Source organism: Kitasatospora sp. NPDC085464, assembly GCF_044541955.1.
GTDB lineage: Bacteria > Actinomycetota > Actinomycetes > Streptomycetales > Streptomycetaceae > Kitasatospora.
Genome location: NZ_JBITTM010000014.1, coordinates 153,232 through 176,073, shown reverse-complemented (window position 1 = coordinate 176,073; position 22,842 = coordinate 153,232). Strand labels below are relative to the sequence as shown.

General features: G+C 71.8%; 25 protein-coding genes and 1 pseudogene. 12 read left to right on the top strand and 14 right to left on the bottom strand.

Annotated features, from left to right (window positions below):
- Positions 1–48 precede the first annotated feature (48 nt).
- Positions 49–342: a DUF1330 domain-containing protein gene (locus ACIGG8_RS15200; RefSeq protein WP_396548267.1), complete on the top strand. Its 294-nt coding sequence runs from the start codon at positions 49–51 to the stop codon at positions 340–342.
- 117 nt (positions 343–459) lie between these two features.
- Here ACIGG8_RS15200 and ACIGG8_RS15195 read toward each other — a convergent pair whose 3' ends face one another.
- Positions 460–1,107: a hypothetical protein gene (locus tag ACIGG8_RS15195; protein ID WP_396548265.1), complete on the bottom strand. Its 648-nt coding sequence runs from the start codon at positions 1,105–1,107 to the stop codon at positions 460–462.
- A gap of 146 nt (positions 1,108–1,253) precedes the next feature.
- On the opposite strand from ACIGG8_RS15195, the gene ACIGG8_RS15190 reads away from it, so the two are divergent.
- Positions 1,254–1,799: a hypothetical protein gene (locus tag ACIGG8_RS15190; RefSeq protein ID WP_350520734.1), complete on the top strand. Its 546-nt coding sequence runs from the start codon at positions 1,254–1,256 to the stop codon at positions 1,797–1,799.
- A gap of 113 nt (positions 1,800–1,912) precedes the next feature.
- Complete coding sequence (locus tag ACIGG8_RS15185; protein ID WP_396548263.1) at positions 1,913–2,317, top strand: hypothetical protein; 405 nt, start codon at positions 1,913–1,915, stop codon at positions 2,315–2,317.
- 170 nt (positions 2,318–2,487) lie between these two features.
- On the opposite strand, the gene ACIGG8_RS15180 is transcribed toward ACIGG8_RS15185, so the two are convergent.
- Together ACIGG8_RS15180 and ACIGG8_RS15175 are read right to left on the bottom strand one after the other, a co-directional pair.
- Positions 2,488–3,792 carry a nucleotidyl transferase AbiEii/AbiGii toxin family protein gene (locus ACIGG8_RS15180; protein WP_396548261.1) on the bottom strand — a complete coding sequence of 435 codons (1,305 nt, stop codon included), beginning with the start codon at positions 3,790–3,792 and terminating at the stop codon, positions 2,488–2,490.
- Entirely contained in the window at positions 3,789–4,535 is a 747-nt protein-coding gene (locus tag ACIGG8_RS15175) for a hypothetical protein (RefSeq protein WP_396548259.1), read from the bottom strand. The genes ACIGG8_RS15180 and ACIGG8_RS15175 overlap by 4 nt, the downstream gene beginning before the upstream one ends.
- A gap of 262 nt (positions 4,536–4,797) precedes the next feature.
- Between ACIGG8_RS15175 and ACIGG8_RS15170 the strand changes: the two genes are divergently transcribed.
- Together ACIGG8_RS15170 and ACIGG8_RS15165 are read left to right on the top strand one after the other, a co-directional pair.
- The gene (locus tag ACIGG8_RS15170; RefSeq protein ID WP_396548258.1) at positions 4,798–6,342 is read left to right on the top strand and encodes an MFS transporter; all 1,545 of its coding nucleotides are present in this window, start codon (positions 4,798–4,800) and stop codon (positions 6,340–6,342) included.
- A complete protein-coding gene (locus tag ACIGG8_RS15165; RefSeq protein WP_396548256.1) occupies positions 6,339–7,055 on the top strand; it encodes a TetR family transcriptional regulator in 717 nt (238 codons plus the stop codon). The genes ACIGG8_RS15170 and ACIGG8_RS15165 overlap by 4 nt, the downstream gene beginning before the upstream one ends.
- A gap of 65 nt (positions 7,056–7,120) precedes the next feature.
- On the opposite strand, the gene ACIGG8_RS15160 is transcribed toward ACIGG8_RS15165, so the two are convergent.
- Complete coding sequence (locus ACIGG8_RS15160; protein WP_396548255.1) at positions 7,121–7,747, bottom strand: hypothetical protein; 627 nt, start codon at positions 7,745–7,747, stop codon at positions 7,121–7,123.
- Positions 7,748–7,937: 190 nt separating this feature from the next.
- Complete coding sequence (locus ACIGG8_RS15155; protein ID WP_396548253.1) at positions 7,938–9,359, bottom strand: M14 family metallopeptidase; 1,422 nt, start codon at positions 9,357–9,359, stop codon at positions 7,938–7,940.
- 198 nt (positions 9,360–9,557) lie between these two features.
- Between ACIGG8_RS15155 and ACIGG8_RS15150 the strand changes: the two are divergent.
- Positions 9,558–9,808, top strand: a pseudogene (locus tag ACIGG8_RS15150) (transposase family protein); the annotation flags it as partial.
- Between the two features lie 13 nt (positions 9,809–9,821).
- Here ACIGG8_RS15150 and ACIGG8_RS15145 read toward each other — a convergent pair.
- Positions 9,822–10,436: an Imm43 family immunity protein gene (locus ACIGG8_RS15145; RefSeq protein ID WP_396548251.1), complete on the bottom strand. Its 615-nt coding sequence runs from the start codon at positions 10,434–10,436 to the stop codon at positions 9,822–9,824.
- Positions 10,437–10,654: 218 nt separating this feature from the next.
- On the opposite strand from ACIGG8_RS15145, the gene ACIGG8_RS15140 reads away from it, so the two are divergent.
- On the top strand, positions 10,655–10,930 hold the full coding sequence (locus ACIGG8_RS15140; RefSeq protein ID WP_396548249.1) for a hypothetical protein: 276 nt from the start codon (positions 10,655–10,657) through the stop codon (positions 10,928–10,930).
- Here the strand turns inward: ACIGG8_RS15140 and ACIGG8_RS15135 are convergent.
- On the bottom strand, positions 10,843–11,355 hold the full coding sequence (locus tag ACIGG8_RS15135) for a DinB family protein (RefSeq protein ID WP_396548248.1): 513 nt from the start codon (positions 11,353–11,355) through the stop codon (positions 10,843–10,845). The genes ACIGG8_RS15140 and ACIGG8_RS15135 overlap by 88 nt on opposite strands.
- Positions 11,356–11,545: 190 nt before the next feature.
- A complete protein-coding gene (locus tag ACIGG8_RS15130; RefSeq protein WP_396548246.1) occupies positions 11,546–12,022 on the bottom strand; it encodes a nitroreductase family deazaflavin-dependent oxidoreductase in 477 nt (158 codons plus the stop codon).
- A gap of 260 nt (positions 12,023–12,282) precedes the next feature.
- Here ACIGG8_RS15130 and ACIGG8_RS15125 point away from each other — a divergent pair, with 260 nt between their 5' ends.
- The gene (locus ACIGG8_RS15125; protein ID WP_396548245.1) at positions 12,283–12,984 is read left to right on the top strand and encodes a DUF4328 domain-containing protein; all 702 of its coding nucleotides are present in this window, start codon (positions 12,283–12,285) and stop codon (positions 12,982–12,984) included.
- A gap of 76 nt (positions 12,985–13,060) precedes the next feature.
- On the opposite strand, the gene ACIGG8_RS15120 is transcribed toward ACIGG8_RS15125, so the two are convergent.
- From ACIGG8_RS15120 to ACIGG8_RS15110, 3 genes are read right to left on the bottom strand one after another with little or no spacing between them, the layout of a single operon-like run.
- Positions 13,061–13,531 (bottom strand): protease inhibitor I42 family protein, encoded by a 471-nt coding sequence (locus tag ACIGG8_RS15120; RefSeq protein ID WP_396548244.1) that lies wholly within the window; start codon positions 13,529–13,531, stop codon positions 13,061–13,063.
- Positions 13,528–13,917: a hypothetical protein gene (locus tag ACIGG8_RS15115; protein WP_396548242.1), complete on the bottom strand. Its 390-nt coding sequence runs from the start codon at positions 13,915–13,917 to the stop codon at positions 13,528–13,530. The genes ACIGG8_RS15120 and ACIGG8_RS15115 overlap by 4 nt, the downstream gene beginning before the upstream one ends.
- A gap of 17 nt (positions 13,918–13,934) precedes the next feature.
- Positions 13,935–15,512, bottom strand: coding sequence for a peptidoglycan-binding protein (locus ACIGG8_RS15110; RefSeq protein WP_396548241.1), 1,578 nt, complete (start codon positions 15,510–15,512; stop codon positions 13,935–13,937).
- 556 nt (positions 15,513–16,068) lie between these two features.
- Between ACIGG8_RS15110 and ACIGG8_RS15105 the strand changes: the two genes are divergently transcribed.
- The 4 genes from ACIGG8_RS15105 to ACIGG8_RS15090 all read left to right on the top strand — a co-directional run bounded on the left by ACIGG8_RS15105 (position 16,069) and on the right by ACIGG8_RS15090 (position 19,175).
- Positions 16,069–16,470 (top strand): WXG100 family type VII secretion target, encoded by a 402-nt coding sequence (locus tag ACIGG8_RS15105; protein WP_396548239.1) that lies wholly within the window; start codon positions 16,069–16,071, stop codon positions 16,468–16,470.
- 4 nt (positions 16,471–16,474) lie between these two features.
- A complete protein-coding gene (locus ACIGG8_RS15100) occupies positions 16,475–18,100 on the top strand; it encodes an alpha/beta hydrolase (protein ID WP_396548238.1) in 1,626 nt (541 codons plus the stop codon).
- A complete protein-coding gene (locus tag ACIGG8_RS15095) occupies positions 18,097–18,618 on the top strand; it encodes a hypothetical protein (protein WP_396548237.1) in 522 nt (173 codons plus the stop codon). Before ACIGG8_RS15100 ends, ACIGG8_RS15095 begins: the two co-directional genes overlap by 4 nt.
- A gap of 140 nt (positions 18,619–18,758) precedes the next feature.
- Positions 18,759–19,175, top strand: a complete 417-nt coding sequence (locus tag ACIGG8_RS15090; protein ID WP_396548236.1) for a hypothetical protein — start codon at positions 18,759–18,761, stop codon at positions 19,173–19,175.
- Positions 19,176–19,233: 58 nt separating this feature from the next.
- On the opposite strand, the gene ACIGG8_RS15085 is transcribed toward ACIGG8_RS15090, so the two are convergent.
- The 3 genes from ACIGG8_RS15085 to ACIGG8_RS15075 all read right to left on the bottom strand — a co-directional run bounded on the left by ACIGG8_RS15085 (position 19,234) and on the right by ACIGG8_RS15075 (position 22,818).
- Positions 19,234–20,028, bottom strand: coding sequence for a metal-dependent hydrolase (locus tag ACIGG8_RS15085; RefSeq protein ID WP_350520837.1), 795 nt, complete (start codon positions 20,026–20,028; stop codon positions 19,234–19,236).
- Between the two features lie 186 nt (positions 20,029–20,214).
- The gene (locus ACIGG8_RS15080; protein ID WP_396548235.1) at positions 20,215–21,876 is read right to left on the bottom strand and encodes a beta-1,3-glucanase family protein; all 1,662 of its coding nucleotides are present in this window, start codon (positions 21,874–21,876) and stop codon (positions 20,215–20,217) included.
- A 198-nt stretch (positions 21,877–22,074) separates the two neighbouring features.
- Positions 22,075–22,818 carry a FadR/GntR family transcriptional regulator gene (locus ACIGG8_RS15075; protein WP_396548287.1) on the bottom strand — a complete coding sequence of 248 codons (744 nt, stop codon included), beginning with the start codon at positions 22,816–22,818 and terminating at the stop codon, positions 22,075–22,077.
- Positions 22,819–22,842: the final 24 nt, after the last annotated feature.

Below are 22,842 nucleotides of genomic sequence, written 5' to 3'. Positions count from 1 at the left end.
GTTGTCCATTCGCAGTCGGACGTGTCCGGCCGAGCACAGGAGGTTTCCATGGCCAAGGGCTACTGGGCCAGCGTCTACCCCGTCATTTCCGACCCCGAGAGCCTGACTGCCTACAACGAGCTGGCCGGTCCGGCCGTCCGGGCCGGCGGCGGGCGCGTTCTGTCCCGCGACGGTCGAGTCGTCGCCCACGAAGCCGGAATCGCCTCACGCGTCGTTCTGATCGAGTTCGACAGCTTCGAACAGGCCGTCGCGACACACGAGAGCGAGGCGTACCAGAAGGCGCTGGCGGCCCTCCCCGACGGCTTCGAGCGCGACTTCCGCATCGTCGAAGGTATCGACTGACAGTGCTGATGTTCATGGTGACGCCGCCTGTGGGTCCGGCCCTTCGACTGACTGTCGTCTCGACGTCCTGTTTCGGATTTGTCGGCTCATCGGTGGCGTCACCACGCACGCGGCTGCCTAGTACTCCGGGCAGCCGTGCAGGAGTTCGGCGAAGGCCTCGCCGGCGGCGTCGTAGGGGAGGATCCGCAACGCGGTGTCGTAGTCCGAGGAGCTGATGACGTAGTACTCGGCGAGGTAGGAGAGGTCGTCCCAGGGCTCCCAGCTGTGGGCGCGCAGCAGGACCCGGCCGCAGCGGGTGCACTCGATCCACGGCACCAGGAGCAGGTCGGCGAGTTCCGGCTCGCGCCAGCCCGTCACCACCTCGACCCCGTCACCGCCGACCGTACCGTCACCGCCGGCCGTACCGTCACCGGCCGTACCGTCACCGCCACCGTCGTTCCCGCCACCGCCTGCACCCTGACCGTCGCCCGCAGCGCCGCCGAAGCCCTCCGCGTCGAGGAGCCGCACCGGGGCGGGCGCGCCGTCGTCCGGGCAGCGCAGGATGCCGGGCGTCAGCTGCTCGCGCCCGCCCCACTGCTCGGCGAGCACGGCTATCTGCGCCCGGTCCGCCCCGCCGATCGGGATCTGCCGGGCGAGCAGGCCCCCGACGAGCAGGTCGAGCCCGCACTCCTGCTCCCCGATCAGCCAGCAGTCCTTGACCTCCTCGCGCGCGGGCTCCGGCAGGAGATCGGCGATCCGGTTCCAGAGGGCTTCGTCTGCGTCCATGGACCGGACCCTAACGCCCCCCACCGACAGTCCCCGGGCGGCCGTCGCATGACCCTTCCTCAGGATTCGCCTGACCCCGGAGCGGTGGACGGACTACGCTGCGAACGTGCAGTGTCACGTTTCGTAGCCGCCCGCGGAGGAGTCCCGTGTCATCGCCCTGCGACCCCCAGTTCGCTCCCGTCGGCGACGTGAGCGCCGCGCTCATGGTCGTCGACTCCCGGCTCAAAGCCGTCTACGACGGCAAGACGGGGACGGACTCCGAACAGGAGCGGATGATCAAGCAGTTCGCCGCGTCCCTCGGCGCCACGGGCCTCGACGAGCTGGTCGACGGCACGTGCACCCTCATCTACGTGTTCATGAACTGGCTGCGGGGAACGCTGGAGCGCCAGGAGCAGGACGTCGTGGAGTACGTGGTGCCCAGCCTGGTGGCCACGATGCGCATGATGCCCAGGACCTTCCGCCCCGAGGTCGTCCCCATCATGGCCGGTCTGCTCATCGCCGCCGGCACCGGTCTGAGCCCCTCCCTGTGGCGGGCGCAGTACGGGCCCTGGACCGGGGACGAGATGAACCCCCTGGAGGCCCTGGCCGTGCTGCTCGCCGAACACATCAACCGGGTCGCCGGCAACAACGACCACGGCTTCGCCACCCGCCTCGTCGCCGACGCCCTGTCCGAACTGGACGAGGAGGACTGACCGGGGAACGGAACCCGCCGGCGGCCACGGCCGCGAGCGGATTCTCCCGCCGTCCGGTGCAGCCGTGTGGCGTCGCCGCCGGGTGGATCGAGGATGATGGCGGGGTGTTGGTCATGGTGGAAGCAGTGCCGTCGGCCCCGGCGGAGCCGATGTTCGTTCGAGTGCGCTCGGCCGTCGGCAGCGCGGTGGTGATCTGGCGGGGAGCCGCCGAGGCGGTGGGCCGGGAGCACCATGTCGAGTGGACCGTGGACGAGGACCTCGTCTGGGCCGGGAACGCCTGGCCGAGCCTGTCGGCCACGCCCGAGGTGCGCGAGGACGGCGATCACACGGTGCTGCGCGGGGTCCTGAGCCTCGACGAGGACGGCGTGGCCGACCTGGACGTGGGGGGTGCGCTGATCATGTTCGAGCTCGCCGAGGCCGACGGCGGCCGCCCGCCGCTGCCTGACGGTGTCGACGGGTCGTGGGTCGAGGTCCGTGTCGCACGGGACACCACCGCCGTCTGGCCCTACGAGCTCTGACCGACGACGGCTGGTGGTCGCAGGGCTGCGGGCGGCAGGGCTGCGACGGCCGGGCTGCGACGGCCGGGCTGAGGTCGCAGTGCTGCATCGTCTCCCGTCGGGCCCCCGTACCGCTCCCGTCGCCGGCATCACCGGCCACGGGAGCGGTACGGAGCGGTGCCCCGTGACCGTCAGCCGTCGGCGTCGCCGTCCGCCGCGCGGTCGCCCGTGAGCTCCACGAGGAAGCGGTCGGCGGCCTCCACCAGTCTGCGGTTCGCCCGGTCCGACCGGTCGGTGACGGTGCGGAAGGCGCCTCGAACGTCGCCGTCCAGCAGCTCGCAGGTGATCACCAGGGTGTTCTCCGCGGGCAGGTGGTGCCGGTCCAGCCGCTGCTGAACCGCGTCCATGCCCTCACTCGCCAGCACGTCCCGCAGCTCCTCGGTCAACGGGGCCAGCCACCGGGCGCGCAGTGCGTACTCTCCGCGGTCGGCGAAGGTCGGGCGCAGCGCGGCGAGCAGCTCCGCCGGGTACTCCTCGACGGGCCCGGCGAACTGCGGGTAGTCCTTGGCGAACTCGTCCCAGTCGACGTAGAGCCCGCTGATCTGCTGCGGGAGGAGCGGCCAGCGCGACCAGTTCTCGTCGGATCCGGTGAAGACCTGGCGCAGCAGGTCGTAGGGCGCCTCGGCGGTGCGCGAGAGCAGGATCGCGTCGTAGAGGTCCTTGCCCTGGGGGTGGTTGTCCGACACCAGCCAGAGGATCTTCCAGGCGAGGGAGAGCTGTGGCGTGGCGGCGAGCAGGGGGCCGGTGACGCCGGGGAGGTGGTAGGCCTCCGGTTCGACGGGCAGGTGCTCGGTGAAGACGAAGTCCAGCTGGACCGTGCCGCCCGGGACGCCCGGCGCCGACCACGGCAGGACGAGCCTGCGCCCGGGAATCCTGCTGTACGTCCAGATCTCGTCACTGACCGCCTGGTCCGCGTGCAGCCGCACCGTGCCCGAGAGGCGTTCGGCGCCGGCGGCGAGCTCTTCGAGCATGCGGTCGGTGCGCTCGTCCTCCAGCTCCCACGCCACCGGGCGGACCACGAAGTCCAGGTCGCCCGGCTCCCGTGCCTGCTCCCCGTACCAGGCCCGCAGCAGGATGCTTCCGCGCAGCACCAGGTGGTCCGCCCACGGCGATTCGGCCACGGCGGACAGTACGGTGTTCAGCGCCTCGCGCCGCGCGGCGAGCCAGGGCTCGGCGAGTTCCGGGTCGGCGAAGGCGGGCTCGCTGGGCCGGAGGGCCATGCTGTACCCGGCGAGGGCGGGGTCGAAGACCGGCTGCTGGCTCACCGCCTCGTCGTCGATCGGACGGATGCTCCTGGGCAGGTCCCGGTCCTCGCGGACGTCCTCGGACGGCGGCCGCCTGGGCAGCACGACGCCCTGCCACGGGCCGTACTCCAGGTCCTCCCACCCCACGGGTGACTGCGGCTGCGATTGCGGCTGGGACTGGTCCCCGGTCATCTCGGCTCTCCCTCTCCGTACGGCCCGGCACCATGCCCGGGCTCGGCTATCCACCCCGCGTCCAGGGCCTCGTCGCTGTCCACGACGACGAACTCGCGCTCCACCGACACCACGTCGCGGCCGTCGTCCGCGAGGTCCCCCAGCAGTGCCTCCAGCCGGCGGCCCGCGGTGTCCAGGCCGACGAGGCGGCACCGCTGCGTCACGAACCACTCGCACCGGCCGTCCTCGCGCACCCGGCGCGGATTGCGCGACAGGTGCGCGGCGTGCCGGTCCACCAGCTCGGCGAGGCGGGCGCGCCGCCCCGTGTCCCCGCCCTCCTGGGTCGGGCCCGGGAGCAGCAGCTTGACGTGGTGTTCGAAGTACCGGCCGGCCCCGTGCCGCACGGCGTCCTCGTCCGAGGCCGGGACGCCCTCCGACCACGGCGTGGCCTCGATCTTCGCCCGCAGGACGGTGAACCCGGCCCGGTCCAGCCGGCCCGTGACGCGGGCGGTCTCCGCGGCGACCTCCTCCAGCGTGCCGCCGGCGCGCAGGGTGAGCATCGGCTGCGAGGGCGACGCACCGCGGTCCAGCAGGATGTGGGTGAACTTCAGGCCGTGGTCGTCGGCCCAGGCGGCCAGCGCGTCCGCGGCACCGGGCCCCACCGTCAGGTGCACCTCGAAGTCCCCCCGGACGTCGGGCGGATCGGACGGGACGGGCCGGGCGGTGGGCCGTGGGTCAGGACGAGTGGCGAGCGTGGCGAGCATGGGGAGCATCCTGCCAAGCGCCTCTGACAACGGCTCATGCTCCGGCGCGCAGCGGTGCCCGACGGGAGGTGGGTGCCCCGCGCCTGCTCCCGCTCCCTCCGGCCCGTCTCCCGGCGGCAGTCGCTACTGCCTCGACGCCGCCACCGCACCATGTCATCATGTGATGACATCATCTGGTGACATCGCCCGATGACGTCAGCGCCGGGACTCCGGGCCACCGATGAAGCGACGAACCGACGAACCGACGAAGGAGGACGCGTCCGTGCCAACCCCGACGGGCCTGCCGATACGACGTGAGCGGGCCCTGGTGCCCGTCCTGGTGTTCCTCAGCGCCGTGGTGGCGGTGATCAGCAGTCTCGGCGCACCGATGATCCCCACCATCGCGGCCGTCGACCACGTCTCGCTCTCCGAGGCCCAGTGGTCGCTGACCATCACGATGCTGGTCGGGGCGGTGGCCACCCCGGTCCTGGGCCGTCTGGGAGACGGGCCGCACCGCCGTACGGTCACGCTCGCCACCGCCGCCGCCGTCGTGGTCGGCAGCGTGCTGGCCGCGCTGCCGCTCGGCTTCGGCTGGCTGGTCACGGGGCGCGCGCTGCAGGGCCTCGGGCTCGGACTGACGCCGCTGGCCATCGCCACCGCGCGGGACAGCCTGCCCGCCGCGGCCTCGCGCTCGACGGTCGCGCTGCTCTCCGTCACCACCGTCGCCGGCGTCGGCCTCGGCTACCCGATCACCGGCCTGATCGCCCAGGCCTTCGGCATCCACGCGGGCTTCTGGTTCGGCGCCGTGATCAGCTCCCTGGCCCTGCTGCTGGCCGCCCTGGTCCTGCCCTCGACGGCGGAGCGCGAGCGGCACCCGCTGGACGCGCTCGGCGCGGTGCTGCTCGGCCTGGCCCTGGTCGGCCTCCTGCTCGTGCTCAGCGAGGGCGAGACCTGGGGCTGGGGCAGCGCCCGGCTGTGGACGGTGGCGGTCGCCTCCGTCCTGCTGCTGGTCGGCTGGGTGTGGCACGAGCTGCGCACCGCCCACCCGCTGGTCGACCTGCGCGCGCTGCGCAACCCCGTCGTCCTGACCGCGGACGTGGCCGGCCTGGTCGCGGGCGTCGGGATGTACCTGCTGATGTCGCTGGTGATCCGCTACGTGCAGACCCCGACCGCCACCGGCTACGGCCTCGGTGCCTCGGTGGTGGTCGCCGGCCTCGTCCTGGTGCCGTTCTCGGCGGTCAGCCTGCTGTCCGGCAAGGTGGTCCCCGGCCTCGCCCGGCGCACGTCCTCCGCGCTGGTGCTCCCGCTGGGCTGCGCGGTCTCGCTCGTCTCGATGCTGTTCTTCCTGTTCGCCCGCGACCACCTCTGGCAGCTCCTGGTGGTGATGGGCATCGCCGGACTGGGCGTCGGCTGCACCTTCGCCGTGATGCCGGGGCTGATCGTCAACGCGGTGCCCGCCCACGAGGTCGGCAGTTCGGTCAGCTTCAACCAGGTGCTGCGCTACATCGGCTACTCCACCGGCAGCGCGCTGTGCGGCGCCGTGCTCCAGGCCCACACCGAGCCGGGCCGGCAGCTGCCCGGCGACAGCGGCTACCGGGACGCGGCCCTGATCGGCTGCGCGGTGTGGGTGGTGATCGGCCTGGCTACGATCGTCCTGCCGCGGCTCGGTGCCGCGACCGCCGCCCGCCGGGGCGCGCGCGTGGACGACGGACTGGTCCCGGACGGGGAACCGGTCGTGGACGAGGAGCTGATCGTGGAGGAGAGCATCGCCGACGGCGTGGCCGGCGAGAGCGAGGTGCCCGCGCGGCGGGCCGGAGCCGAGCGGTGACCGGCGAAACCCCCTCGGCCGACCGGTCCGGCCCTGCCGCCGACCGGTCCGGCCCTGCCGCCGACCCGTCCGGCCCTGCCGCCGACCCGTCCGACCCTGTCACGGACGGCGGCGTGCCGGAGAGCGCGGCAGCGGAAGCCGCGGCACCGGCGGCCGCCGCGCCCCGGCGCCGGGACGCCGCCCGCAGCCGGGAGCTCCTCGTCCAGGCGGCGCTGGAACTCTTCGCCGAGCGCGGATTCGAACGCACCACCACCCGCGAGATCGGCGAACGGGCCGGCGTCGACCCGGCCCTGATCGCCCGGTACTTCGGCGGCAAGACGCAGCTCTACCTGGCCACCGTACGGGTCGAGCTGGGCGGCGCGGCACCGGCCGACCTCCTGGTGCAGGACCGGCTGCGCCACCTGCTGGAGCGCTTCTCCCAGCGCGGCCCCGGCCCGACCTTCCAGGCCGCCGTGCTGCCCGGCGACAACACCGAGGTGCAGCAGGAAGCCCGCGCCTACCTCCGCAAGCGGCTGGTCCAGCCCCTGCACGACCGCTTCACCGCCGAGCAGGTCGACCGGCCGCAGCTGCGGGCCGAACTGGCGGCGGCCGCGTTCGTCGGGGTCATCCTGGCCCGCTCGGGCGGCGCCTTCGACGAACTCGCCGCCGCCGACCCCGAGGACCTGCTCCCCCTCCTGTCCGACCTGCTCGCCGCGAGCCGCCCCGCCCGGTAGGCCCCCGCCCGGTGGTCCGCCCGCCACCCGCCGTCGGCCGCTCCCGTCCCGGAGCGGCCGACGGCTCATTCCCGCACGGCGACGGCCTCCGCGAGCGGGGCGAAGAGCAGCGCCCAGTTGCCGGGCAGGTGCGTCACCGCGGACGCGACGTAGCAGCGGACGACCGTCCACTCGTCCGACCGGCCGTCCACCCCCGGTGCCCCGCCCTCCCCGAGGGCCCGAAGGCATTCGTCGACGCACTCCGCGAGGTCGTCCTCGTCGAACCCCAGTCGCGCGCAGGCCTGCCGGGCCTCCGGCGGCAGGGGGCACGCGTCGTCCCACTCGCCGGCCGCGTCCAGCAGGTAGAGCAGGTGGCTCCCGGGTTCGGGCAGGTCGGCGCGCAGGCCTGCCGTGGTGAACGCCCGCTCGGCGTCCTGCGACACCAGCCCCGACGTCCCGACCGCGTCGGCGACGAGGCCCGCCCAGTAGGCCTCGCCGTGACTGCCGTCGGTCTGCCGCATGTGCTCGGCGGCGAAGGCCGCCATCGCGCCCGGGTCGTCGATCAGCGGTGAGACGACCAGGTCGCTCCGGTAGTCGAAGCCGAAGTAGTGGCGCCGCCCGTCGAGGGTGAGTGACTCGATCCCGCCCACGTGGCCGACCCGCCCGGGCAGCGGACCGAAGCGCTCGGCACGCACGGCACGTTCCTGTCCCATGCGGCACACCGTACGGGCCGTCACCGACAGCGGCCGCCGGCAGGCCGCGATACTCCACGTGGTGTCCAGGACGGCCGGGCTCCGTAGGCTCCGCCACGAGGGCCGCGAACGCCGTGGTGCCCGGACCGCTCGGCGGTCCGGGCACGACCCGTACGGAGACGGGCAGGCGGGCGGTCGGTCAGGCAGTCGGTCAGGCGGGGATGCCGCAGTACTGCTGCTGCTTGCCGATCGCGCGGTAGACGCAGTCCGCCGTCTCCACCAGGCGCAGGACCGCTTCGCGGTTGCGGCTGGTCTCACGGCCGATGACCTCGTCGGGCGGGTAGAAGCCGCCGCCGCTGCCGCTCGGACCGGGGTACATCTCGAAGGTGTAGGCGAAGACCCGCTGGGTGCCCCACAGCCAGTCGTCGATGGCGCCGTCGGTGATGTAGAGGTCGCTGGACTGCTCCGGCGTGTAGCCGTTGGTGGCGGCCATGGTGCGGCCGAGGGTGGCGAAGGTGTTGTACTCGTCGGCGGTCATGCCGGTGGGGGTGTCGGCGGTGGTCCAGCCGAACGGCCAGAGCACCAGTTGGCTGTAGGTGTGGAAGTCGATGGCGGCCGTGATCTGCTGCTTGCCGCCGACGATCCGGCTGCGGACGAAGTCGGCGACCACCTTGGTCTCCTTGGCCGACTCCGGCGCGCTGCCCCGGTAGGTCTCGTTGGAGGTGGAGCCGGAGGAGCCGCCGCAGCAGCCCCACTTGTAGTCCCAGTTGCGGTTGAGGTCGGTGCCGACGCTGTTGCTGCCGGGGTTCGGCTGGCGGTCCTTGCGCCAGCTGCGGTAGCGGCCGGTGGCGATGTCGTACTCGCCGCCGTCCGGGTTGAGGTCGGGGATCACCCAGATTTCGCGGCTGTTGACGGCGTTGGCGATGCGGCTGTCGGTGGCGTACTTGTCGCCGAACTCGTGCAGCAGGTAGAGCGCCATCTCGACGGTGAGGTGCTCGCGCGCGTGCTGGTGGGCGGTGAACAGCACCTCGGGCTCGTTCTCGTCGGTGCCGACGTTGTCGCTGATCTTCACCGCGACGATCGGCCGGCCCTCGTACGAGGTGCCGATGACGCGCTTGCTCATGATGTCGGGGTGCGCGGCGACGACGGCGTCGATGTCGGCGGTGGCCTCGGCGTAGTTGTGGTAACCGGAGTCGGCCTGCGGGAAGTCGTAGGCCACGCCGGGCGCTCCGTCGGTGCCGGCCCCGAGGCCGTAGCGGGGGCCGGGCAGGGCGACCGGCGACCAGCCGAGCGCGCGCAGCCGGTCGGCCTCGGCCGGGTCGGCGGTGACCACGACGGCGTCGGGCAGGACGGCGTCGACGGAGGCGCCGGTCGCGGCGACGGCGGTGCGTTCGGCGACGGTGCGCGGTCCGTCGATCCGATACTGCCGGGCGTTGTCGGTGCCGGCGTTGTCGGTGCCGGCGTTGTCGGTGCCGGTGAGGGTGCTGTCGGTGCCGGTGTCCGCGGTGGTGGCGGACGCGGGCACCGACGGGCGGTCGGGGGAGGCCGCCCGGGCGGTGATCGGGGTGGCGAGGGCGAGAGCCAGCAGGACGGCGGTGGCCGCGGCGGGCTTCCCTCGGCGGGGCAGTCGCATGACTGTCCTCCTGTGGGGGTCCGTGGGGGCGGAACGGTGGAGGAGGTTCGGCGCGCGCCAGCTTGATGGTCCGTCAGTGTCATGCGTTCGTCAAGACATCGGAAAGACCGATTCCCCGGCTCGCGCGGATCCCGTGGTCGCAGTGGTTGCGCCCGCGCGATGACGGGACAGCAGGCGTCGTCTGCCGGATGGGATTTCGTCGGCAGAACGACCACCATCGCCGACGGCGGCTACCCGGGCACCGGCCTGGTCATCCCGCACCGCCGGCCCCGTGGAGGAGAACTGGCCGGGTGGCAAGTCGAGCACAACCGTGAGCCCAAGCGGGTCCGGGCCCCGAGTCGAGCACGTCTGCGCGCGCCTGAAGACCTGGAAGATCGTGCACGACTGCCGACTCACGGGGCGGCGGAGTCCACCATGCGATCCTCGGCATCGCCCGACTCCACAACCTGCCCCAGGAAGCGGTCATGCACCTTGGATGCGCCCGATCTCGGGGAGCTCGACGAACTCGACCCCCCTCGCCCCGAACTGCCTCGCGGTTTCGGCGAACCTCTCCGAGCAGAAGGCGATACCCAGGAGCGCGACGCAGTCGATGAAGAACAGGTCGCGCTCCGGTGGCTTCCTGAACCTGAGCTCCCAGACCTTCTTGATCTGACCGTCGGGGCGGAAGTCGATCTTCGACCTCTCAAGGTCGACCACGTCCTCGACCTTCAGCAACTCGGCCCGGGGGAACTTCACGAAGAAATAGTCCTTCGCCGATCTCGGATCGCCGTTGGTGGACACCGCGTGCAGCCTCGCGGCCTGCCAGTTGCCGGTGTCGGTGGACTGCATCAGGGACAGGAAGTCGCCGCTGACGACGTGCCCGCCGAAGGCCGTGTGGAAGTCGAAGTCGTAGGCCCGGCCCTTCGTGATCAGCCACAGCTCCGGCGGGAGGCCGGCCAGCGGCGCGTGGCCCACGGCGTAGTGCCAGGCGTACTGCATCGGCTTGTCGTAGCCGTCGTCGGAGAACTCCTCATGGATGACTCCGTTCAGGAAGACGGGGCAGCGGGCCTCTTCCTTGTACGCGAGCGCGAAGTGCAAGACGACCACCATCGTTCATCAGCCAGACGCGGGGTCACCGTTCCGGCGCCGCCGCCGGCCCAGGGACGGAGCTCCTGCTGGAACAGTCTCGACCGGGATCACTGTTCCAGCAGGAGCTCCGCAGGTGCTCAGTCTGTCATCTCTCGTGAGGTCGTGGTTGCCGCAAGGGCGTTCACGCCCGGCCGTCTCGGCGCGTTGACCCGCTGGTCCCGTTCGAGATGGTCGACGAGGCGCCGGCGCAGACCGGCAGGGTGCAGGCCCGGGTCCGGAATCTGCCGTCGCGGGTGGGGCTGTATCTGCTGCCGGTCCTTCGCCGCTGCGGTGACGGCTCCTACCGGCACGATCGTGGTCCGGACCTCGGGCGGGTGGAGGCTGCGCAGGTAGCGGCAGAACTCCAGGAACCTCGCTATACGCCGGTGGCGCCGTCGATGCGTTCCCTGACCAGGTCGGCGTGGCCGTTGTGGCGGGCGTACTCCTCGATCATGTGGACGTAGATCCAGCGGAGGCTGACGTCCTGTTCCATGAAGCGGCCGGTGTCGGCCAGAGCACGGCCGGCGCAGTGCTCGCGGGCGCGGTCGATTTCCGTGTGCCAGGTGGCGAGAGCGTCGCGCAGGGTGGCGCCCTCGGGCAGATCGAAGCCGCCGTCGGGACCATCCGGGTCAGCCTCCGGGTCGTAGATGGGGGGTGCCTGTTCTCCGGCGAACACCCGGCGGAACCAGTTCCGCTCCACCTCGGCCATGTGCCGGACGAGACCGGTCAGTGTGAAGCCGGACGGCGGCACGGACGTGACGGCAGCCTGCTCGTCGTCCAGGCCCTCGCACTTCATGGCGAGTGTTGCGCGATGAAAGTCAAGCCAGCTTTCGAGCGTGGTGCGCTCGTCGGCGTTCAGGGGCGGCAGAGGGCGTTCGACAGTGGTCACCCGGTCGATTATCGTCACCGGCCGAACTTGTTGGCAGGCAGACTCACAACAGGGCGAACGTTGCCTGATGCGGCACTGGCTCCGGCAGAGAAGGGATCCCGTATCGGGCCGGGCCGAGCACCCCGCATGACGGGGTGTCCTGACCATGCGACTCGCTCAGCCTTCGACGGCACGCGATCAAGGTTCGGTGTCACAGGACAGGCGGTCCTGAGGGGTGGGGTTCGGAGGGGTGGGGTTCGAGGACGAGGACCGGGATCACGCGGTCGGCCTTCTCCTGGTACTCGGCGTACGGCGGGTACGCGGCGACCGCGCGCTGCCACCACTGCGCCTTCTCGTCCCCGGTGACCTCACGGGCCGTCATGCGCCGGCGTTCGGGGCCGTCCTGGAGTTCAACCTGCGGCTCGGCCTTGAGGTTGAAGTACCAGTCCGGGTGGCGCGGGAAGCCGCCCTTCGAGGCCACCGCCGCGTACCGCCCCTCGTGCTCCACGCGCATCAGCGGAATCTTGCGGATCCTGCCGCTCTTCGCGCCGCGCATCGTGACGATGACGACCGGCAGGCCGGTGTCCCAGAGCGTCGTCCCCTGCGTGCCGCCCGAACTCTCGTACAGCTCGACCTGTTCGCGCACCCACTGTGCCGGACTCGGATCGTACTCGCCCTCAAGAGGCATCGCCGTCACCCCGTTGTCGTGTGCGGACTGTGCCGGGACAGTCCAGCACAGGCGCCGCGCGATGGGGAGGGCGCCGGGCGGCCGCCCGCTGCGCCCGGCGGCCGGGACGCGGGCCGCCGGGCGCGCCGCCCGTGCCTCGCACCGCCCGTGCCTCCGGCCTGCGCGGTGACACCGGTCCCCGAAATGGACTGGTGCGAACGAATGTCCAGGCCCTAAGGTGTCGCTCCGCCATTCCGGTCCGTTCCTGGAGCCTTTCACCGATGCCTTCACCCGCCGTGTACCGCTCGCCGCGAGCCACCTCCATCGCCGCCACCGCGCTGCTCGCCGCAACGTGCGCCACGACGCTGTTCTCACTCGTCGCCGACTTCCGCATGTACCAGGCGGCCGGCGGCCTCGCCACCGACGCCGAACTGGTCGACGACGCCACGCTCAACGCCGTGGACCAGCTCCGCGACAACGCGAGCACGATCCACATGCTGGTCCTGGTGGCCTCGGGTGCGGCGTTCATCACCTGGTTCTACCGGGTGCGGGTGAATGCCGAGACACTGGACCCGCACGGGCACCGGTACAGGCGGGGCTGGGCGATCGGCGGCTGGTTCACTCCCGTGGCCGCGCTCTGGCTCCCCCGGCAGATCGCCGCCGACACCTGGCAGGCCGGTGCCCGCCCGGACGGGTCGGGGGTGCGCCCACCGCTCCCGCAGACCCTGCTCAACCTCTGGTGGGGCACCTTCCTGGCGGCCGGCGTGGTCGGCCGGGTCGGCGCCCAGTACAACGCGAAGGCCGAGTTCCCGGACACCTACCAGCAGTCCGTCCTCTGGCTGACCGCCTCCGACCTGCTCGAAGTGGCCGCCGCGGTCTTCGCCGTCCTGATGGTCCGCAAGCTGACGGGCATGCAGGAGCAGCGCTTCGCCGAGTCCGCCGCCGGGGCGTACGGGGTGTCCGCGGCGACCGTCCGGAGCTGAAGCCGCGCCGCCGGATGGCCGGCGGCGTAGCAGAGTCGCCGTCAGGCGTCAGCCGTCAGCCGTCAGCCGACAGCCGTCAGGCGACCCGGACGGTGAACTGGCGCCTGGCCTGCGCGGGCTCGCCGGAGAACGTCATGCCGTCGTCGCGGTAGTCGACGTGCAGGGTGACGGTGGTCCGGCCGGAGTTCGGGGCCGCACGGAAGACGAAGTAGTAGTGGCCGCCCGAGCCGAGGGCGCCGATCTCGCCGGAGTCGAGCAGGTCCCCGACGCCGAAGTCCCGGACGTACTCGTCGCCGACGGTCCGCACCACCGCGGCGTCGGGCGCCGGATCGGCCACGGACCAGATGTCGCCGGCCGTCGGGTACGCGCCCACCTCGATCGAGAAGAGCTCGCCCGGTCGGACGGTGATCTCTCCCGCGGTCGCCGTGACCACCGTGCCGTGGTCGAGCTTGCCGGTCGTCATCCGGTGGATCGCCACCGCGCCCGCCGTGCCCACGACGGCGAGCACCGCGACCAGCACGAGGAGGATCCGCTGCCACTTCTTCACGAGGTCGTCTCCCGGTGGGTGACCTGCAGGGCCAGGACGGTGGCCGCGGCGTCCAGCCAGCGGGCGACCAGCAGGTCCCCGGTCGGATCGCCGACGACCATCGAGGCGGCTTCCAGCCAGCCGCGGGCCACCGCCGCCGCGGTGCCTGGCAGCGGCTCGGGCAGCGCGGCGGCGTAGCGGGTGCCGCCGGAGCGGACCACCTCGCCGAGGAAGACCAGGGCGCGCGGCAGGACACCGAGCCTGTCGACGGTGATCGCGGCGGCCACCGCGCCGTCGCCGAACAGCGTGGCGCGGTGCGGGCCGGCGGCCGGCAGGCCGAAGCGCAGCAGCACCTCGACGTCCAGCTCGGCCAGCCGGGCGTCGCTCATGGGCTGGGGTGTGCTCAACTCTGCTCCTTGCCGGTTCACTCGGGCATGCTGACGTTGTTGGCGACGGGCAGCCGGCCCTTGGTCGCGCCGCCCATGTGGTTGTGGACGAAGTCGTCCTCGCTGACCCACACGGTGTAGCCCCAGGGGTTGTAGATCTCCAGCTGGTCGCCCCGATGCCCGATGATCATCATCTGGTGGCGGGCCGGCACGAGCCAGGTGTCCTCCTTGACCTCGATCGGCACCGGCTTGCCCTGGTCCACCGCCGCTTCGACCCGGGCCAGCACGTCCTTGCGCTGATCCGCGCCCTCCAGGTCCACGGTGTGGTACTCGGTGCCGGTGTGCTTGCCGATCTCGTCGTCGGCGACGTCCGTGGACTCCCAGGGCGTCATCCCGTCCCTCATCCGGTGCCACCAGCCGCGGGTGTCGTAGACGCGGTTCGTCTCCTGGTCCCAACGTTCCTTCGCAGCCTTGCCGTTGTCGTACTGCGGGTCGCCGGGGTGCCCGCCGGTGGTGAGCTGGAAGGCGAACAGCGGGTCGACGAGCGCCCGGGCGGTCACCGTCGAGGCGGCCACGCAGGTCCCGTGGTTACCCTGGGTCCACTGGACGCCCTGGTAGCCGGTGTCCATGGTCTGGGTGGAGGTCGCGTCGAGCTGCACCGGGGAGATCCGCGCGGCCAGCCAGCCGGGACTGTCGGCGTGCTCGCGGATCAGGTCGTCGAAGGCCTTGATCTCGTCGTAGCCGTGCCCGGCGGCCAGCGCCTTCATCAGGTAGGCGCGCTCCTCGGGGGACTTGGTCCCGGCCAGCAGCCGGTCAAGGCGGGCCCGGTCGGCCTCGCTCATCTTGTCCATGAACTGGGCGGCCCTGGTGACGTCGGTGGCCGTGAGGATGCTGCCGTACCTCTGGTTCCCGGCCGTGGCGGCGTCGGCCAGGACCAGCTTGTCGGCCGCCCCCAGGCCCTTGTTCGTGAACTTGCCCGCCAGCGCCTTGCCCGCCAGCGCGTTCAGCTCGCGGGCGGCCGCGCGGCCGGCGGTCTCGGCCTTCACCGCCGCGTCGAAGATCGACTTGATGCCGTCCTTCGCCCTCGCGTGCGCGGTGTGCATGGTGTCGTCGTCCCAGTGGACGAGGTCGGGCGCGCCGGCGACGGTGATCTCGTGCAGCAGGCTCAGTGCCTCGCTCAGCGGCGCGGCGCCCTGCCCGTGCAGGGTCTGCGCCTCGCTCAGCGCGGTGGCCAGCGTCGTGAGGTGCAGCCGCCCCTGGCCCAGCGCGTCACGACAGTGCGTCAGGTCGTCGGCGGAGGCCTTGACCACCTCGGCGGCCTTCTCCCCGACCTGGCCGGTCCAGGCGTCGGGCAGGTGCTGCGAGCCGACGCGTTCCACCTTCATCTGGATCTCGTCGATCTGCCCGACCGCCGCAGTGTAGGCGGCCGCGAGTTCACCGAGCTTGCCCGCGTCCCCCTTCGGAGCGGGCAGCTGCAAGGCGTCGTGGACGGCGTACTTGAGATCGCCGGCGCCCCACATGCCGTGCGACTCGTCGATCGTCTTCTTCAACCGCTCCACCTGCTGGCGCTGACTACCCGGCTTCTCCCCCAGCGGGTGCGCATCGTGGTCGGGCACCGTCAGGCCCCCTGCCGCCGGTACTGCCGGTACTGCCGGTACTGCCGGTACTGCCGACCGACACCCAGGCCCGTCCCGGAACCGTCGCTGTCCATGACATCTCCCCCGATATCCCGTCATGCGGTCCGAAGACCGCCGGACAGCATAGCGGCCGGCCCGGACCCCTCCGACCTGCAGGAACAGCACGTCGGAGGGTGTGCGCACAACGGGCGCACAACGCGCGCACAACCCGCCGGATCCCCCCGGAACGATCACAGGATCCCGCCCCGCCCGGCGGCTTGACCCCCAGCCGGCCAGCCGACAGCCGCCCGGAGCCCCATCGATTCCCACCCGAAACCGTTCGACGACCCGCTTCCATCCGACGTCGATTGATCCCGGAAGCAGGCAGTACGCCGGGTCCGGTGGCAATGGGGGAAGCATGGCGGATCGTACCCGATCGAGCCCGCTCAATACTCGCCCCCGCAGATCAACGATCCGTTAATATCCGAAACTGAAAGCTCTCGGAACCGGGCAGGACGCCGGGCCCGGGACAAGGGGGGCCAACGGGGGGAAGAACGTGGCAGATCCTGATGCCGGCTTGCAGTTCAAGGTCAATCCGGCCGAACTGGACGGCTGCGGACAGAGTGCGCAGCACATCGGCGGTCTGATACCGGGTGAGACGTCGAAGCTCGCGGAGCCGTGCAACCAGGCTGCGGGCACCTTGCAGGGGTGGCTGACGGCCGCGGCGGTGCGGGACTGCGGTACCAACTGGAAGACGCTGCTGGACAAGCTCGCCGGTGACATGGGCGATGTCGGCACCAAGCTCGGCACGACGGCCACCTACTACCGTCAGGTCGAGAAGGACGTCCACCAGAGCATGCGGAACCCGGCCGCGCCGGTGCCTGACGAGCCGGACCCGTTCGGCACGGCCGTCGTCCCGGGCCCCGTGAAGCCCTCCAGTGCGAAGGCCACGGAGTAGCCCGGTGGACATCAAGACGCTGTACGACGCCAACGTCATCAACATCACCATCGCGAAGAACGCGTTCGACGCGCTCTACTCGGCCTTCGGCCGGCACATCGAATCCTGGCAGCACGAGGTCGCCGACCGGCTGGCCAACTCGCACTGGACCGGCACCGCATCCGACCACGCGCAGGCCCGGATCCGCTTCCTGGGCACCGAACTGCAGTCCGCACACACCGAGTTGGACCTCGTCGGCAAGGCGCTCGCCAAGGCCGCCGAGCAGTTCGCACTGGCGCAGTCGCACCTGGTCTACGCCCTCGACGACGCCAAGGCCGCCAAGCTCACCGTCGCCCCCGACGGCCGCATCACCTGGGACAACGAGCCGACGTCCGCGAACTACGCGGGCGCCGGTGCCGAGACGACGGCCATCGCCATCAGCAACCGCATCACCTCCGCGCTCAACGAAGCCGACCAGGCGGACCGGGAGATCAGCGCCCGACTCAACCACTTCGCCAGTAACGCGAGCAACGGCCTCGGCCTGGACGCCGCCACCGCGGCCCAGGACCTGGCCGCCCAGACCGGCCGCGAGCAGGTACCGCCCGCGGGCACCGCGCCCGCCGACGTCAAGAAGTGGTGGGACGGTCTCAGCGACAGCGAGCGGCAGAAGTTCATCCACGACTACCCCGACCGGGTCGGCAACCTCGACGGCGTCCCCGCCACCGCCCGTGACGAGGCCAACCGCATCCGCCTGAAGCAGGTCAAGCAGGACCTCCAGACCCAGCTCGACCACCTCGGCCCCGAGCCGCCACAGAAGATCGCCGGGGCGAACGGCGCCGTCACCAATCCGGACTGGATGGCCTGGGACGCCAAGAACATCGACCTGCGGGACAAGCTCAAGGGGATCGCCGACATCGAGAGCCGCCTGGGAGGCGACAAGCTGGCCTTCCGCGGCAACACGCCGGCCTTCCTCCTCGGCTTCGACGCCAACGGCAGGGGCCGGGCCATCGTCTCGGTCAACAACCCCGACACCGCCGACAACGTCGTGACCTTCGTCCCCGGCACCACGTCCAGGTTCGGCACGGTCGGCGGCGACATCGACAAGGCGGACGAGATGGCGAAGGCCGCCGGCCTCGCGGACCACACCAAGTCCACGGCAGCGATCGCCTGGGTCGGCTACGACGCGCCCCAGAACAAGTTCCCGGATGCCGCCATGGACAGGTGGGCCGAGGGCGCGGAGCAGGACCTGGCCCGCTTCCAAATCGGCCTGCGCTCGACCCACCAGGGCGCACCGTCGCACAACGTCCTGATGGGACACAGTTACGGAACCGTCGCGGTGGGCTACACCATGAGCCATCTCAAGCCACCCGTCGACGACGTCGTCCTCGTCGGCAGCCCCGGCGTCGGGGTCGACCACGCGAGCGAGCTGAACCTCGACCCGTCCCACGTGTACGTCGCCCGGGGAAGCGAGGACACCGGGATCGCGGCCACGGCACAGACCGGATGGTTCAGGGAGGACCCCATGGAGCCCGACTTCGGCGCCCGGCACCTGAACGCCGGGAACAGCGACCACTCCCACTACTGGAATCCCACGGGAGACGCGATCAAGGAGTTCGGCAAGGTCATCGTCGGCACGTGGCAGCCGTCATGACGAAGAGGATCCGCCGCCGCTCCGCCACCGCGGCGCGGCTGGCACTGCCGGCCGTTGCCGTACTCCTGACGTCCACGTCCTGCACCAGTACCGGTACGGAGGGCGATCCGACGATCACCCTTGAGCAGGCGAAACAGAAGACCGCGACATACTTCACCGACGCCTTCGCCGCCCTCCCCCAGCCGGTGACCGCCGTCACCGACCGCGACAACGGCGCCTACTGCTTCAAGGACGACGCCCCTTCGGAGGAGGACGGCCGGATGATGGCCGTGACGTCGCGCTACCTGCGGGGCATCCCGGCCGACCACCACGCCGCGACCTTCAACGCCTTCCGCGACCACCTCACCGCAGCCGGGTTCAAAGTCACCAGCAGCCGACCCGACACCATCTCGCTCGAAAACCCGAAGGACGGCTTCACCGCCTCCATCTACGACGGCGGCGACTGGACCACCACCCTGACCATCGGGTTCTCCTCCCCCTGCGTCTGGCCCAACGGCACCAAGCCACCGACGAAGTGAGGGGCCAGGTGAAGCGATCCGAACAACCTGTGCAGTCCGCCCGATCCGACCGACCCGGACGATCCGCACGCACCGCCGTCCGGTGCCTTCTGCCGGCGGCCGCCCTCGTGCTCTCCGCCTGCGGGAGCGACGCTCCGTCGATGAACCTGGGACAGGCCGAGGAGAAGGTCAAGGCGTACGCCTCCAGTGCGCTCGCCGTGGTCCCCGACAAGGACACGGTGAAGGTTGCCGAGCCACTGGTGGACAAGGACGCGTGCGAGGCCGGGCCGCTCGGCTCTCCCCAGACGTACATGCCCTACATCTCGTACGACCTTCACGGCATTCCCGGGCCGAAGGTGCACGCCGTGTTCGAAGCGGTGCAGCAGCGGCTGAAGCAGGACGGCTTCTCCGTCACGCGCAACGACGACCAGCGGCTGGACCTGTCCAACGACTCGAACAAGTTCACCGCCTCGGTCGTGGTCGGCGAACCCGACACCGCCCCGGACACCCTGTACGTGACCGTCATCGCCCCCTGCGTCAAGCCCGGCCCCAGCGGGAGCGCTTCTGCGGGCGGCTGACCGCCGGCCCGCGCGGCGGGGGCCAGCGGTCGGCATGGGTCGGCGCGGCGGGGCGTCGTCAGCCGACGAGCCCCAGTCCCAGCAGTGCGCCCACCGCGCCCAGGGCCATGAAGACCGGCGTGAGCACCTTGATCTCGACCCAGCTCCCGGCCCGGAAGCGCATGCCCTTGGGCGGGCCGATCGGGTACCAGCGCTTGCGGCCGATCGGGATGGGCCACAGGATCGGGCAGCCCGAGACCGTCAGTGCGTCACCGATGCAGTGCACCAGCGCCCCCAGGGCGATCGGCAGCCCGATCCACAGGTAGGCCTGCCCCGGCTGGTCGAACAGCCACTGCGACCCGTTGCCGGGCTGGTCGAGGACGTCCGCCAGCATCCAGGCGCTGGTCGCCCCGAGCAGCCACACCAGCACGTCGCTGGAGACCCTCGCGTGCCGCCACAGCAGACCCTCGATGGCCAGCACCATGTGCACGAACAGCACGGCCAGCACGCCCCAGCGCCCGCCGTACACGGCGATGCCGGCGGCCGAGGCGCCGCACATCACCGCCCAGATCCAGGTGTGGGTCAGCGTCCGGTGGCCGCCGGAGCGGCGCGCGTCACCCTTGCCCCGGGTCGACTTGTAGACGGCGTAGGAGAGCTTGTCGATGACCTCGCACAGCCAGCGCGACACCGGGCCGAAGGCCCGCGATATCGTCGCCGCCTTGTGGTCCAGGTCCGGGGCGAGCGCCGCTCCCGCGCAGATCAGGGCGCCGGCGACCAGCACCGGCCACGGCATCGGTTCGCCCATGCCGGCCGCGACCGCGCCGACCCCCAGCCACGCCGCCGCACCCGACAGCGCGTGCGCCGGTCCCATCATGCCGATCCCGCCTTCCCGCTCCGACCAGGGCCGGAGCGGCACCTGACGGGAAATGAGCATATCGGCCCATGATCACTTCTTGATCTCGCCCGTTCGAGGCGACGGTGCTCGCGCCCGCCGCCCCGGACGGCCCGAACGGACCGAACGGACCGGACGGACGGCCCCGTCCGGGCCCCGGCGAGGTGCCTAGCCGAACGTGAACCAGTTGAGGTTGACGAAGTCGGCGCTCTGCCCGCTCGCGAAGGTGAGGTACACCGTGTGCGTGCCCGTGGTCCGGGCGATGTCGGCGGGTACCGTCCGCCAGGCCTGCCAGCCGCCGGTGCCGGCGACGGCGAAGCTGCCGACCGGTGCGGCGGTCGGGCTGTCCAGCCGGACCTGGACGAGTCCGCTGACGCCGGGGGCGGCGCCGGAGGCGACCCGGGCCTGGAAGCGGGTCGCGCCGGAGCTGCCGAAGTCCACGCCGGCGTAGGCGAGCCAGTCGCCGTTCGCGATCCAGCCGACGTCGCGGCCGCCACCGGTGTCGCCGCAGGTTTCCAGCGCGGTGCCGGACTGCGCGCTGTACGACTCGGCCCGGATGGTGCCGAAGGCGCTCGTCCCGCCGCCGGGTTGCGGTGACGGCCCGGGGTCGACCGGGCCCTGGGTGCCTCCCACGGTGACGGTCAGCAGGGTCGGGTTCGCCGACTGCACCTTGCCTTCGAAGTCCACGCCGGCCGGGTGGACGTCGTCGTACGGGAACGCGTAGCCGAGGTGGTCGGGGTTGGTGGCGTGCAGGACGCGCGCGTAGTGGTTGGTGCGCGCAGCGGTGTAGAAGGCGGCCGGGTTCTCGCCGTCCGGCTGGTGGGGGTCGTCGAGCAGGGTGGTGCGGTTGAGTGCGGCGGCGAGTCGTGCGCTCAGGTTGCCCATCAGGTCGTTGCCGGTGGTGAACGGTGCCGAACTGCAGTTGAAGACGGCGGCGGTGGAGGGCTTGGCGAAGCCGCCGACGCCGGGGAAGGTGAGGACGCCGTTGCGGACCCGGCCGGTGACGGTGCCCCAGCCGGCCTGGGTGTCGACGACCAGGTCGGTGCCCTGGTACTTCTGCCACACGGCGGTGAGGTAGCCGTCGAGGTAGCCGTTGAACAGTGACGGGTCGGCGCTGATCGCCGTGTTGGGGCTGAGGATGCGCAGGGTCCGGCCGGCGGGGTCCGGGACGATCAGCCGGGCCCAGTCGGGGCCGTCGGCGGCGGCCTGGGTGCGCAGCGCGTTGGCGACGGACTCCAGACCGCCGGCGGGCAGGCCGCTGACGTGCTGCCGCGCACTGCCGGCGGTGAGGTCGAACGCGATCGGGACGCCGGCGAAGTCGACGTAGCTGATGTTGGCGTACAGCTGGTCCGGGCCGTAGGTGAACTCGCAGAACCCGTAGGCGGTGGCGATGTTGGGGTCGGTGGGGTTGCTCACCGAGGGCAGCGCGATGCCCGGGCCCGGGTTGATCCGGAAGACCAGTTCGCGGCCGACGGAGAAGTAGATCCGGCCGCTGGAGAGGTACGGCAGCCGGATCCGCCGCGGGGTGCCGCCGGGCGCGTTCAGGGCGATGGCGCAGTCGGCGCCGAGGGGTGCGCCCGGGGCGCTCGGGGAGGGCGGGTGGTAGAGCGTGCTGCCGTCGGAGCGCAGGAAGGCCCAGCTGTTTCCCTGGGCCGGGTCGAGGCCGAGGACGTAGGCGTAGACCTGCTGGGACGACACGGTGTTGACCAGGTCGACGTCGAGGCGTTGCGGGGTGGTGCTGCCGTCGGCCGGCCGGGACAGGGCGGCGACCAGCGCGGGCGCGGCCAGGGCCGCGACGGAGGCGCCGAGCATGGTCCTGCGAGTGATCACGGGGACTCCGGGAGCGGTGGAGGAGGCGGGGGGGCGGGAGCCGCGCGCTGCGCCCGCCTGCCCATCACCCTCCCGCTCGGACCCGGACACGTCAATGTCCGTAACCATAAGTGGCTCTTAAGTCGGAGTCCGTTGATTTCTTGAACGCTCGGGGCGCGCCGTCGACTTCCCGAACGCCGCGCTCGGCGGTCCCACGCCTCAGGCCAGGAAGCCCCGCAGCAGGGCGGCCGTCGCGGCGAGGTGTTCCTCGGTGGCGCGGCGGGCGGCGTCGCCGTCCCCGTCGAGGATCGCCCGGACCATGGCCCGGTGCTGCTCGGCGGCGTGTTCGATGTTGCGGTCCAGCATGGGGATGGCGTTCAGCAGGTCGTTGAGGCGCATCCTGGCCTCGGCGATGGCCGCGGCGAGGGTCGGGGAGCCGGTGAGTTCGCCGATGGCGAGGTGGAAGCGGGAGTCGAGCTGGCGGTACTGCTCCGGCGGGGCTTCCTCCAGGTCGGCCAGCCGGCTCTCCAGGTGGGCCCGCTGGTCGGGGGTGAGGGGGTGACGGGCGGCGGCTTCGGCGGCTCCTGCTTCCAGGACTTGACGGTAGGTCAGCGCGTCCTCCAGGGAGCCGCCGAGGTCGCGGGCCGCGCGGCGCAGGTCGGCGACGTCCGGTGCGGGCATCCGGTAGGTGACGAAGGTGCCGCCGTAGCGGCCGCGGCGGGGTTCGACGCAGCCGGCCTGCTGCAGGGTGCGCAGCGCCTCCCGCAGGGTCTCCCGGCTGACGCCGAGCCGGACGGCGAGGTCGCGTTCGGCGGGCAGTCGGTCGCCGAGGCCGAAGACGCCGAGCTTGATCGCCTGGAGCAGCCGCTCGACGGTCTCCTCGAAGGCGTTGCCGGTCCGGACCGGGCGGAAGATCGATCCGGCCTGCCAGTCGAGCCGCGCTCGCTCGCGTGATTCGTCCACGTCCACGCCGGAATCGTACCTACG